The sequence below is a fragment of the Streptomyces sp. UF-297 genome, assembly GCF_058245575.1.
In genome coordinates this window covers 45040-57760 of record NZ_JBSIBZ010000068.1, presented here as the reverse complement: position 1 = coordinate 57760, position 12721 = coordinate 45040, and the positions used below count along the sequence as shown (strand labels likewise).

At 71.7% G+C, this 12721-nt stretch carries 11 protein-coding genes; 8 read left to right on the top strand and 3 right to left on the bottom strand.

The genetic code is table 11. The annotated features are described in order from the left end of the window. The 3 genes from AC4IJH_RS30770 to AC4IJH_RS30760 all read left to right on the top strand — a co-directional run. Nucleotides 1-1310: COG1470 family protein (locus AC4IJH_RS30770; protein WP_490855194.1), on the top strand; the 1310-nt coding region annotated here is incomplete at its 5' end. A 206-nt stretch (nt 1311-1516) separates the two neighbouring features. Further along, nucleotides 1517-2647 carry a hypothetical protein gene (locus AC4IJH_RS30765; protein ID WP_490855193.1) on the top strand — a complete coding sequence of 377 codons (1131 nt, stop codon included), beginning with the start codon at nt 1517-1519 and terminating at the stop codon, nt 2645-2647. Further along, entirely contained in the window at nt 2647-4047 is a 1401-nt protein-coding gene (locus AC4IJH_RS30760; RefSeq protein WP_490855192.1) for a hypothetical protein, read from the top strand. The genes AC4IJH_RS30765 and AC4IJH_RS30760 overlap by 1 nt, the downstream gene beginning before the upstream one ends. Before the next feature lie 366 nt (nt 4048-4413). On the opposite strand, the gene AC4IJH_RS30755 is transcribed toward AC4IJH_RS30760, so the two are convergent. After that, nucleotides 4414-5940 (bottom strand): peptide MFS transporter, encoded by a 1527-nt coding sequence (locus AC4IJH_RS30755; protein WP_490855191.1) that lies wholly within the window; start codon nt 5938-5940, stop codon nt 4414-4416. A gap of 451 nt (nt 5941-6391) precedes the next feature. Between AC4IJH_RS30755 and AC4IJH_RS30750 the strand changes: the two genes are divergently transcribed. Continuing rightward, a complete protein-coding gene (locus tag AC4IJH_RS30750) occupies nt 6392-7072 on the top strand; it encodes a response regulator transcription factor (protein WP_490855190.1) in 681 nt (226 codons plus the stop codon). A gap of 87 nt (nt 7073-7159) precedes the next feature. After that, the gene (locus tag AC4IJH_RS30745; RefSeq protein WP_490855189.1) at nt 7160-8443 is read left to right on the top strand and encodes an ATP-binding protein; all 1284 of its coding nucleotides are present in this window, start codon (nt 7160-7162) and stop codon (nt 8441-8443) included. A 13-nt stretch (nt 8444-8456) separates the two neighbouring features. On the opposite strand, the gene AC4IJH_RS30740 is transcribed toward AC4IJH_RS30745, so the two are convergent. Further along, nucleotides 8457-8981, bottom strand: coding sequence for a GtrA family protein (locus AC4IJH_RS30740; RefSeq protein WP_490855188.1), 525 nt, complete (start codon nt 8979-8981; stop codon nt 8457-8459). A 138-nt stretch (nt 8982-9119) separates the two neighbouring features. Then, a complete protein-coding gene (locus AC4IJH_RS30735) occupies nt 9120-9620 on the bottom strand; it encodes a protease inhibitor I42 family protein (protein ID WP_490855187.1) in 501 nt (166 codons plus the stop codon). A 119-nt stretch (nt 9621-9739) separates the two neighbouring features. On the opposite strand from AC4IJH_RS30735, the gene AC4IJH_RS30730 reads away from it, so the two are divergent. The 3 genes from AC4IJH_RS30730 to AC4IJH_RS30720 are packed head-to-tail and all read left to right on the top strand — an operon-like array spanning nt 9740 to nt 12626. Continuing rightward, nucleotides 9740-10879 carry a 5-(carboxyamino)imidazole ribonucleotide synthase gene (locus AC4IJH_RS30730; RefSeq protein WP_490855186.1) on the top strand — a complete coding sequence of 380 codons (1140 nt, stop codon included), beginning with the start codon at nt 9740-9742 and terminating at the stop codon, nt 10877-10879. Next, nucleotides 10876-11418 (top strand): 5-(carboxyamino)imidazole ribonucleotide mutase, encoded by a 543-nt coding sequence (purE, locus tag AC4IJH_RS30725; RefSeq protein ID WP_490855185.1) that lies wholly within the window; start codon nt 10876-10878, stop codon nt 11416-11418. The genes AC4IJH_RS30730 and purE overlap by 4 nt, the downstream gene beginning before the upstream one ends. After that, entirely contained in the window at nt 11415-12626 is a 1212-nt protein-coding gene (locus tag AC4IJH_RS30720) for a dipeptidase (protein WP_490855184.1), read from the top strand. The genes purE and AC4IJH_RS30720 overlap by 4 nt, the downstream gene beginning before the upstream one ends. Nucleotides 12627-12721: the final 95 nt, after the last annotated feature.

Below are 12721 nucleotides of genomic sequence, written 5' to 3'. Positions count from 1 at the left end.
GCGCTCCGGCGGGGCCCGCCTGGTCCGCCGCCCCCGCTCCCGCGCCCGGCGGCCGCGCCGGGCCGGGCGCCGAGGGCCGCCCGTACTTCTACCTGGAGGGCGCCCCCGGAACCGTCCTGAAGGACCGGCTGGCCCTCGCCAACCGCTCGTCCCGGCCCGTGACCGTCACCCTGCGCGGCACGGGTGCCACGGGCTCCGGCGCGTGGATCGCACCGGCCGCGCGGCGGGTGAAGGTCCCGCCGCGCACCCGGGCCGACGTCCCCTTCACCGTGACCGTCCCGCGCGAGGCGGCGCCCGGCGACCACCCCGGCACGCTGCTCGCGGAGAGCGGCGGCAGACGGGCCGGGGTACCGGTCCACTTACGGGTGACCGGGCCCACACTCTCCGCCCTGACCGTGGAGAACGTGACGGTACGGGAGCGGGGGAGCGCGACGGAGATCCACTACGCCCTGGTCAACCGCGGCAACACCCCCCTCACGCCCCGGCTGGCGCTCCGCATCGACGGCGTCTTCGGCCCTCTCCTGCACCGCGCCGCACGCACCCTGCCCGTCGAACTCCCTCCGGGCCGCCGCGTCGAACTCACCGAGCCGTGGCCCGACCCGCCCGCCCTGGACTCGGCGGACATCCACCTGACCGTCACGGCACAGGGCGGCGCCCACTCCTCGGCGGACACGACCCACACCACACTCCCGTGGTGGACCGCCACCCTCCCCACACTGGCCCTCACCGCCACCGGCACCTGGCTCATACGCCGCCGCCTGCGGGCGGCGGGCAAGGACACGGGCCTGACGCACGGACTCCGGCGCGCCGGGCGCAGGCGTACGGGATCACCGGCGGGTGTGGGTCGGGGGGACTTGCTACGAGCCGGTCCGGAGCGCGCCCAGCGCACCGAGCGAGCTGAAGGAGCAGGGCAGAGGCGTACGGAGGCACCGTCCGACGCGGGTCGGGGGGACTCGCTGCGAGCCGGTCAGGAGCGCGCTGAGCGCGCCGAACTCGTCGACGGGGCAGGGCGGAGAGGTACGGAGTCACCGTCCGACGCGGGCCGGACCGGTGCGGTGCGGGGCGCGGGCCGGAACGACGTCGTGCGGGTTCGGGCGGAACGCGATGGGCGCGAGCGGTGTATGGAAAGCATCGGGCGCGTTGAGGGCGTCGGAGTCAGCGAAGGCGCGGAGCGCACCGGACGTACCGAAGGCGCCGGACCGGCCGAGCGGGCCGGACGCAAGGAGCGGGACGTACGGGGCGAACGGGCCGACGGAGAGCGGGACTTGGCGGACACGGCGTCGGGGCCGGGAGGGGGAGGGGGATCGTGAACGGCGGCAGGGCAGGCGCAGGGACCGGGCTGGGACCCGAGCTGGGGACAGCTGTACCGACGGAACCGCTCGCATCGGTGGCGCCGCCCGCATCGGCGGTGCCGGCTGTACTGGCGGTGCGGAGGGCGGGCGGGGCTCGGCGTACGGGAGTCGGCGGGCCGAAGAGTCGCCTGGCGTATCGGGCGCGGCGGTGGTGGACCGCGGCCGTGACCGTCTGCGCGGCGGCCGTGTGCGCCGGGCTGCTCGCGCCGATGGGCCACGCCGCCGACGGGCCGAGTGTGCGCGTCTCCAAGGAACAGGCGGGCAAGGGCGGCACCGTGACCGTGACCGGCAAGGGCTGGCGGGGCGGGGCGCTGCTGACCCTGCTGATCTGCGGGCAGAACGGGATCGGCGGCACCAACTCCTGCGCCAACGCGGAGGGCCGGGCCGTCACGACCGACAGCGGGGGCGGCTTCAGCAAGGAGATCCCGGTCGCCGAGCCGCCCAAGCCCTGCCCGTGCGTGGTGCACGTGGCGAGCGTGACGGGGCGGGCGCAGAGCGCGGACGCCGCGTTCACCGTTGCCGGGCACCCCGTGGCCCCGCTGCCCCGGGAGGACGGCGGCGGGCGGCTGACCGTGGTGGACCGGCCGCGGCTGCGCGGCACGAGCGGCCTGCTGACCTGGTTCGGCGCGCCCCCGCAGCGCCAGCTGACCTTCACCGTCGGCAACGTCGGCTCCACCCCCGCCAAGGACCCCCTCTTCCAGGTCGGCACCTCGCACGGCGTCTTCGCCCCCAAGTGGGAGGAGCAGCAGTGGCGCGGCAGCATCCCGGCCGGCCGCAAGGCAGAGGTCTCGCTGCCGGTCGAGCTGGCGGCGGGCGCCCACGGCGACTATCTCGTCTCGCTCAAGTACGGCGGCAAGCTGCTGGTCGAGCAGCCGTGGGGGGTCGGCAGGCCCTGGGGCGTGACGCTGTTCTGGATCCTGCTGTGCATCGTCGTGCCGGCCGCGGTCTTCCGTATCGGGATGGCGGTGGTCAACAAGGTCAGGCCACGGGAGGCCGCCGGGGCGCGCACCAAACCCGCGCCCATACGCGCGGTGTCCGCACGCGCCTCCGCTCGCGCCGCGACCGCTCGCGCCGCCTCCGCTCGCGCCGCGTCCGTACGGGCCGCCTCCGCACGCAAGAAGCACCGCGCCGGGCCCCGGCGCCCGGACACCACCCCTTCGACGACCGACGGCGGCCCGGCGCGAGCGCCGGAGCCCGCGGCGGAGGACACCGCCGCCCTGCCGTGGTTCACCCCGGACACCGCACCGTCCACCCCCACATCGACCGACCGACCGACACCGAAAGGTCCCACGTGATGAGGCAAGGCAGGAGAGCGGGCGCGGCCGGGGCCGCGCTGGCGCTCGCAGGTGCGGGAATCGTGCTGGCCGCGGGGCCGGCCCAGGCCGCGGAGGCGGCGTACAGGACGGAGTGCCTGCCGCCCCCGATCTCCGGTCTGCCGCCCGTGCAGGGCACCACGAAGGTAGCGGTGAGTGCCCCGGCGACGGCGAAGGTCGGCGAGGAGGTGGAGGTGGTGTGGAAGACGGTGGAGGCCGCCTCGAAGAACCCCGGCATCCTCGATCTGGAGAAGGACACCGTCAAATCGACCGGGAAGTTGAAGGTCGCGGGGGCGCAGAGCGGGGAGTTGGCGGTGGAGGGGCCGCGCCAGAATCCGCCGATCCCCAAGAACAGCCCGATGATCCTGCCGGAGATGAAGGGCAAGCTGAAACTGACGGCGGCGGGCGAGGTCACGCTCGCGCCCGGCTTCTACAACATCAACGTCAGCAAACCGCTCTCCACGGACACCAAGTGCACGCCCAAGGAAGAGGTGCCGCCCGCGGTCACCATCAAGGTGACGGACGCAGGCGGCGGAACCACCGGCGGCTCCACCTCCGGCGGTTCGACTTCCGGAGGCTCCACCTCGGGCGGCACGGCCTCCGGCGGCGGCGACTCGGGCGGCAGCACCGGCGGCGCCACCTCCGGCGGCTCCACCACCGGCGGCGGAGGTGACCCCGACGGCACCTCCTACCAGGGCAAGGAGCTCCAGGTCCCGTACGCCTGCAAGACCCCCATCGGCGACAAGAAGGCCACCTCGCCGGTCCGGATCAACGCCACCAAGAAGAGCGGCAGTTATGACCTGACCGTGAAGTTCGCCAAGTCCGTCATGGACAGTCCGGCCGATATACCGGCAAACTCCGTCAAACCGTCCATGCAGGTCGCGGTGGGCGGCGCCGACAAGGGCTCGGTCAAGGTCGAGGGCCCGGCCAACAAGGAGCCGATCAAGTCCGGCCGGCCGATCGAGATCCCGGACCTGACGGGCACGTACAAACCGGGTGCGACCGGCAAGGCGACCCTCACGCCGGGCGTGCTGACCGTCAACGCCCTCGGTACGACCACCACCTGCACCCCGGAGAAGGACCCGGGCGCCTCCCTGACCCTGGACACCGCGGCCCAGCCGGGCGGCGCCAGCGGAGGCACGTCAGGCACGTCAGGCACGTCAGGCACCTCGGGTTCCTCGGGCACGTCGGGCGCAACCGGCACCACCGGCGGCAGCGCCGCGGGCCCCGCCAGCGCCTCGGGCGGCAGCGGTGGCGGCCTCGCCGATACCGGCGCCGACGGCCACGGCGGCCTGACCGCCCTCGGCCTGATAGCCGGCACCGTGATCCTGCTGGGCGCCGCGGTCTTCACCCTCACCCCATGGCGCCGCCTACGCCGCTGACCGCCTCCCGGCTGGCTCCGGCCATCCAACCCTCGGCCACCCGACCCGGCCCGACCACCCGGCCACCCGGCCCGACCACCCGGCCACCGGCCCGACCACCCGGCCACCGGCCCGGCCACCCGGCCACCCGACCCGGCCACCCGGCCACCCTTCCCCGACCCCGACCCCGGCCGCCCTTCCCCGACCCCGACCCCGACCACCCGACCCCGACCATCCAACCCCCTGACCACCTGTCCCACCGCCCCCCCGGAAACGCCGAAGGGGCCCGGCACCCCTGGTGCCGGACCCCTTCACTGCGGACAGCATCACCGCGTACAACTCACTGCTTGCAGCGGACCGCGTCCTGCGGCGTGAGCGCTCGGTGCGTCAGTGCACGTCGCCCATCTGTTCATTGATCCTCTTGCGGTACATGAAGATCGATACACCTGCCAAGGTCGCCAACGCCGCTTCCGCCGCCAGCACCCCTATACCGCTCAGGTCCGCTCCCGCGATGCCCACGAGGCTGATGACGCTGTCACCGGCGGTGTTGGCCAGGAACCAGACACCCATCATCTGGCTGGCGTACTTCGCCGGGGCCAGCTTCGTGGTCACCGACAGGCCGACCGGGGAGATGCACAGCTCACCCATGGTCTGCAGTCCGTACATGGTGATCAGCCACATCGGGCTGACCTTGGTGCCGTCGGCCGACATCTGCATCGGGATGATGAAGAAGAAGTACGAGAAGCCGATCAGGACCATGCCCATGGCGAACTTCACCGTGGTGTTGGGCTCCTTGCTCTTACGAGACAGAGCCAGCCACGCCGAGGCGAAGACCGGGGCCAGCGCCAGCACCCACAGCGGGTTGACCGACTGGAGCCACGAGGAGGGGAAGCCGAAGCCGAAGATCGTGTCCGCGGTGTTCTTCTCGGCGAAGACGCTCAGCGTCGAACCGGCCTGGTCGAAGATCATCCAGAACAGGGAGGCGGCGATGAAGATCCACACATAGCTGCTGACCTTGCCCTGCTCGACCGGCGTCAGGTCCTTGTCCCGCTTGATGCGGGCCAGCACCACGAACGGGACGACGATGCCGATGACGCCGAGCGGGACCAGCACCCAGTTGATCGTGAAGACCCCGGCGGTGCCGACGATGCCGTAGAAGACGGCCGCGACGCCGGCCCAGATCAGGCCCTTGAGCAGCCAGCTCTTGCGCTCCTGGGGCGACAGCGGCGTCGGGACCTGGCTGCTCTTCGCGTCCAGGTGCTTGGTGCCGATGAGGAACTGCACCAGACCGATGGCCATACCCAGCGCCGCGGTGGCGAAGCCCAGGTGCCAGTTGATGCTCTGGCCGACCCAGCCCACGAGCAGCGGGGCGGCGAACGACCCGATGTTGATGCTCATGTAGAAGACGGTGAAACCACCGTCGCGGCGCGGGTCCGAGGGGCCGTTGTAGAGGTGGCCCACCATCGTGGAGATGTTGGACTTCAGCAGGCCCGAACCGCAGGCGACCAGGGCCAGGCCGACGTAGAACATCTGGCCGGGAATCGCGAGCACCACATGGCCCGCGATGACCACCGACGCGCCGATGGCCACGGTCTTCCGGGGCCCCCAGACCCGGTCGCCGAACCAGCCGCCGGGCATGGCGAGCAGATAGACCATCGCCATGTAGACGGCGTAGATCGCCAGTGCGGAGGAGGTGGTGATGGCCAGGCCGCCACCCTGAGAGCCGTCCTTGGCGTCAGGGCCGCCGGAGATCAGATAGAGGACGAGAAGTGCCCTCATGCCGTAGAAGCTGAAGCGCTCCCACATCTCGGTCATGAAGAGCGTGGCCAGTCCGCGGGGGTGGCCGAAGAAGGTCTTGCCGCCGTCTGCAGGGGTTCCCTGCTCGGCTGCGCCCTTCGTCAGGCTGGACGCCATGGGGGTTCCTTGTGTGCTCGGGACGCGCAGTGACCACGTACGCGCCCGGTCGGGTGACCGGCACCGGCGCAGCTCCGCCCGCCCCCACGCCCGAGGGGTTCGACGCCACTATGCAAGAGGTATCGGCAGGACAGGCATACACCGGGATCCACGCCCCCGTGCTTCCTTGCGCGGCGGACCCGGTCGACAGGTCATTCACTGTGTCGCAGGACTGGTGGTTCCAGCCCTGCACACAACAGGGACCGATCCCGTCAGTCGACGGTCTGGGTCCCGGGGTTGTGCGTCGGACGTCCGCACACCATACGTCCGACATCGGGGCCAGTGGGAGCAGTGAGACAACGGTCACATCGGGAGCCGGGAACCGTCCGTACGCCCCCGGCCGCAGACGGTCCACCCCGTACCCGCAGCCCATCCGCCCCGTACGCACAGTGCATCGGACTACCATCGGCCCATGACCCGTGTACTGCTCGCCGAGGATGACGCGTCCATCTCGGAGCCGCTCGCCCGCGCTCTGCGCCGCGAGGGTTACGAGGTCGAGGTGCGTGAGGACGGCCCCACGGCGCTCGACGCCGGTCTCAAGGGGAACATCGACCTGCTCGTCCTCGACCTGGGCCTTCCCGGAATGGACGGCCTGGAGGTCGCCCGCCGGCTGCGCAACGAAGGCCACTCCTTCCCGATCCTGGTCCTGACCGCCCGCGCGGACGAGGTGGACACCGTCGTCGGCCTGGACGCCGGCGCGGACGACTACGTCACCAAGCCCTTCCGGCTCGCCGAACTCCTCGCCCGCGTCCGGGCCCTGCTGCGCCGCGGCTCCAGCGCCGAGCCCCAGCAGCCGCCCGCCACGCACGGCGTACGCATCGACGTGGAGTCCCACCGCGCCTGGATGGGGGAGGAGGAACTCCAGCTCACGGCCAAGGAGTTCGACCTGCTGCGGGTGCTGGTGCGCGACGCCGGGCGGGTGGTCACCCGCGACCAGCTGATGCGCGAGGTCTGGGACACGACCTGGTGGTCCTCCACCAAGACGCTGGACATGCACATCTCCTGGCTGCGCAAGAAGCTCGGCGACGACGCGGCCAACCCCCGCTACATCGCCACCGTCCGAGGCGTCGGCTTCCGCTTCGAGAAGAGCTGAGGCCCTGCCGCCGGGCGGGAGCGACACCGAGAACCACCCGAGAGCCGGTGGTGAGACACAGGCTCTGATTCCTGCCCGGAGGACACCGTGCGCCGCCGCCTGATCAACTCCACGCTCGCCGTGGTGCTCGTCGTCATCGCCGTCTTCGGTCTCTCGATCGTCATCGTGGAGACCCGTACGATCCAGGCCGGTGCGCAGGAGAGCGTGGACGCCGAGGCCGTACGCCTGATCGGCACGGTCGACAGCCGGATGAGCAGCGGCGAGAAGATCACCCCGGAGGCGCTGTCGGACCAGCTCACCGGGGAGCGCTACGCCCGCATCGAGCTGCCGGGCCGGGCGCCGCTGGAGATCGGCAGTCGGCCCAAGGGCGATGTGATCGAGTCCAAGCAGGACGGCGACCGCGGTGAGTCGGTCACCGTCCAGGAGTCGCGGTCCATCGTCAGCGCGGAGATCGGCCGCACCCTCATGATCATTCTGGCGGTGGCGCTGCTGGCGATCATCGCCGCCGTCATCCTGGCCGTACGCCAGGCCCGCCGGCTGACCGCGCCGCTCGTCGACCTGGCCGAGACCGCCGAACGCCTGGGCTCGGGCGACCCCCGCCCGCGCCACCGCCGCTACGGCGTCCAGGAGCTGGACCGGGTCGCCGACGTCCTGGACGCCAGCGCCGAGCGCATCGCCCGGATGCTGACCGCCGAGCGCCGCCTGGCCGCGGACGCCTCCCACCAGCTGCGGACGCCGCTGACCGCGCTGTCCATGCGGCTGGAGGAGATCACCGTCACCGACGACCCGGACACGGTCAAGGAGGAGGCGGCCATCGCGCTGGCCCAGGTGGACCGGCTCAGCGACGTCGTGCAGCGCCTACTGACCAACTCCCGCGACCCGCGCAGCGGATCGGCCGTCGCCTTCGACCTGGACGAGGTCGTCAAGCAGCAGATCGAGGAGTGGCGCCCGGCCTACCGCAGCGCCGGCCGGGTCATCGTCAGCTCGGGCAAGAAGGGCCTGCGGGCCGTCGGCACGCCCGGCGCGGTCGCCCAGGTGCTCGCCACCCTGATCGAGAACTCCCTGATGCACGGCGACGGAACGGTCGCCCTGCGCACCCGCGTCACCGGCAACCAGGCGGTCGTGGAGGTCACCGACGCCGGCCGGGGCGTGCCGCCGGACCTGGGTTCGCGGGTCTTCGAGCGCACGGTCTCGGGCCGTAACTCCACGGGCCTGGGCCTGGCCGTGGCCCGCGACCTGGCGGAGGCGGACGGCGGGCGCCTGGAGCTGCTCCAGCAGATGCCGCCGGTCTTCGCGCTGTTCCTGAGCCGGGAGGCGGACCAGTACCAAAAGGGCCTGGCCCGCGAGCCCGAAGAGCGGCCCACCCGCTAGGGGCTGCCGGGGACTACTTCGCCGGGCTGCGCTCGGCCCGTACGGAATCCTGCTCCGCCTGCGAGGCGGTGAGGAACGATTCGGCGGTCTCCACGGCCTCCCGGGCGGGCAGGGCGCGGAAGACCCAGGTGCGGTAGGACCAGAAGCGGAAGAGCGTGGCGATGCCGATGCCCAGGAACTTGAAGACGTTGCTCTGCAGCGAGGTGTCCCAGCCCGCGCCGTAGGTCGCGGCGTACAGCACCCCGTTCTCGATCACCAGGCCGACGACGCTGAACAGCAGGAAGAGCGTCAGCTCCTTGCTGCGCCGCCGCTTGTCGCGCTCGCGGTAGGTGAAGTAGCGGTAGCCGAGGTAGTTGGTGCCGGTGGCCACCACGGTCGCCACGACGCTGGCCCGCACCACGGGCAGCTCGGTCAGCTGCCGTACGAGGTTGAAGACCGCGAAATTCACGAGCACCCCGGCGCCGCCGACCGCGCCGAACTTCACGATCTCCCGCGTGAGCGACTCCAGCCGCGCCCTCAGTGCGCTCCGTTCACCCATGGTGATCGTTCAGCTCCTGGTGATGGACGAGTGCGGACGAACGTCAACCTCGATCCGCCCACTCATGCTAACCAGCGCCTCCTGGGGATGCCTCCCGCCCTTTGTCAAAGGTGTGGCAAGGCCTCGGCGCGGCCGGAATCACTGGACGGTCACCCGGAAGGTGAGGGCCCTGGCGTCCTGGAGGTCGGCCTGCGGGGTGCCGCAGCGGAAACAGTGCAGCAAGCGGATGTCGGTACGGCCCGCGCCGACGGCCCGGAAGTCCAGGTAGCGCATCCCGCCGGAGCCCTCGGCGGCCGGTTCGGCGGCGCGGTAGCGGCTGCCCGACGCCTTCAATATGGCCGGATCCGGCCGGGGGCTGTCGAGGATCCAGCGGTATCCGGCGTCCGGGTTGTCCGCCAGCTTCAGCGAGAAGCCGTCCCCGGCGTAGACGGTTATCTCGGGGTCCTCCTCGTCGAAGACGGCGGGCCCGGACAGGATGGTGGTGACGGAGAAGACCGCCGCGGCCAGGGCCGTCAGCGCGATCGCGATGCCCGCCGTTCTGGCCTGCCGGGATATGCCGCCGCTGCGCGCGCCGTCGCGGGAGCCGCCCGCCTCGCCCCGGCGCCGCCCGCCGTTCCCGCTGTGCCCGGCCTCTGCCATGGGTCCTCCCCTGGGCGGCGCCGCGAGCCCACCGCCCTCATCGATCGCCAAGGCCCTCCCCTTGGATGATCCTCTAAGGGGAGGTCGGGGTCGTACGGCCGGGCGGATACCCTGGTGGCGTGACGTTCCCGGTAGTCGGCATGGTCGGTGGCGGTCAGCTCGCCCGTATGACCCACGAGGCGGGTATCCCCCTCGGCATCAAGTTCAAGCTCCTCAGCGACACCCCGCAGGAATCGGCGGCCCAGGTGGTCGGCGATGTCGTCATCGGCGACTATCGCGACCTGGACACGCTGCGTTCCTTCGCCCGTGGCTGCGATGTGATCACCTTCGATCACGAGCACGTTCCCACCGAGCACCTGCGGGCGCTGGAGGCCGACGGTATTCCCGTACGGCCCGGCCCCCACGCTCTGGTGCACGCCCAGGACAAGGGGGTGATGCGGGCGAAGCTCGATGCGATCGGCGCCCCCTGCCCGCGCCACCGCTTGGTCGAGGACCCGGCGGACGTGGAGCGCTTCGCGGCCGAAGGGGAGGGGTTCCCCGTGATCCTCAAGACGGTCCGCGGAGGCTACGACGGCAAGGGCGTATGGGTCGTACGATCCTCCAAGGAGGCCGCCGAGCCGTTCCGCGCCGGCGTGCCCGTCCTGGCGGAGGAAAAGGTCGATTTCGTCCGCGAACTGGCCGCCAACATCGTCCGCTCGCCGCACGGCCAGGCCGTCGCCTACCCGGTCGTGGAGTCCATCCAGGTCGACGGGGTCTGCGACACCGTGATCGCGCCCGCCCCCGGCCTCGCCCCCGAGCTGTCCGTGCAGGCCCAGGAGCTGGCCCTGCGCATCGCCAAGGAGCTGGACGTCGTCGGCCACCTGGCGGTGGAGCTCTTCGAGACGCGCGAGGGCGCCATCCTGGTCAACGAGCTGGCCATGCGCCCGCACAACTCCGGCCACTGGACCCAGGACGGCGCGATCACCTCGCAGTTCGCCAACCACGTCCGGGCCGTGCTGGACCTCCCGCTCGGCGACCCGCGCCCGCGCGCCAAGTGGACGGTCATGGCCAATGTGCTCGGCGGCGACTATCCCGACATGTATTCCGCGTACCTCCATTGCATGGCACGGGACCCGCAGCTGAAGATCCATATGTACGGAAAGGACGTGAAGCCCGGCCGCAAGGTCGGACACGTCAACACCTACGGCGAGGACCTGGCCGACGTGCGCGAGCGCGCCGCCCATGCCGCCGGCTATCTGCGAGGAACGATCACGGAATGATGGCGAGCAGCTCCCCCCTCATCGGCATCGTCATGGGCTCCGACTCCGACTGGCCCGTCATGGAGGCCGCGGCCAAGGCGCTGGACGAGTTCGAGATCCCCTACGAGGTCGATGTCGTCTCCGCGCACCGCATGCCGCACGAGATGATCTCCTACGGCGAGCAGGCCGCGGACCGCGGCCTGAAGGCGGTCATCGCGGGTGCCGGGGGAGCTGCCCACCTCCCGGGGATGCTGGCCTCCGTCACCCCCTTGCCCGTCATCGGCGTCCCCGTCCCCCTGAAGTACCTGGACGGCATGGACTCCCTGCTGTCCATCGTGCAGATGCCCGCGGGTGTCCCGGTCGCCACCGTCTCCGTCGGCGGCGCCCGCAACGCCGGTCTGCTCGCCGCCCGGATGCTCGCCGCCCACGACAGCGAACTCCTGGGCCGGATGCGCGACTTCCAGCAGGACCTCAACGACCAGGCCACCGAGAAGGGCAAGCGGCTGCGCAGCAAGATCGCGGCCGGCCCGGCGGGCTTCGGCTTCGGGGGCGGCAAGTGAGCGCCTCGGCCCAGAGCCTCGCCGCCGCCAAGGAGTTGCTGGACCACTGGCCCGTCGTCGACGGCCACAACGACCTGCCCTGGGCGCTGCGCCAGCAGGTCCGCTACGACCTGGACGCGCGCGATGTGTCCACCGACCAGAGCGCCACCCTGCACACCGACATCCCCCGGCTGCGGGCCGGCGGCGTGGGCGCGCAGTTCTGGTCGGTCTACGTACGCACCGACTTCGCCGGTGACCAGGCCGTCAGCGCCACCCTCGAACAGGTCGACGTGGTACGGCAGCTGACGGAGCGATACCCGAGCGAGCTGCGCCTCGCGCTGAGCGCCGACGACATGGAGGCCGCCCGCGCCCAGGGCCGTATCGCCTCCCTGATGGGCGCCGAGGGCGGCCACTCCATCAACAACTCCCTGGCCACGCTGCGCGCCCTGCACCAGCTCGGCGTGCGCTACATGACGCTGACCCACAACGACAACACCGACTGGGCCGACTCGGCGACCGACGAGCCGCGGGCCGGCGGGCTCACCGCCTTCGGCCACGAGGTCGTACGCGAGATGAACCGCCTGGGCATGCTCGTGGACCTCTCGCACGTCTCCGCCGACACCATGCGCGACGCGCTGCGCACCAGCCGCGCGCCGGTGATCTTCTCGCACTCCTCCTCCCGCGCGGTCTGCGACCACCCCCGCAACATCCCCGACGACGTCCTGGCCCAGCTGCCCGCCAACGGCGGTATCGCGATGGCCACCTTCGTCCCGAAGTTCATCCTCCCCGCGGCCGTCGAATGGACGCTGCGCGCGGACGAGAACATGCGCGCCAAGGGTTTCCACCACCTCGACACCACCCCCGAGGCGATGAAGGTCCAGCGCGCCTTCGAGGCCGCCCACCCGCGCCCGCAGGCCACCGCCGCCACCGTCGCCGACCACCTCGACCACATGCGCGAGGTCGCCGGCATCGACCACCTCGGCATCGGCGGCGACTTCGACGGCACCGCCTTCACCCCCGCCGACCTCGCTGACGTCTCCGGCTACCCCAACCTCCTGGCCGAGCTGCTGGAGCGCAGGTGGTCCCAGGACGACCTGGCCAAGCTCACCTGGCGCAACGCGGTGCGTACGCTGCGCGCCGCCGAGGACAGCGCCCGCGAGCTGCGCACCCAGTACGGCCCGTCCCACGCCACCATCGAGCAGCTGGACGCTCCCGCCGCGCCCCGGTGACCGGCCCCCGGCTCCGGGCGACTGATCGGTAACCCGTACGGATCGTCCACCGCGAACCGGCGGGGCTCCCATGCAACCGTGGCGATACTGCCGAC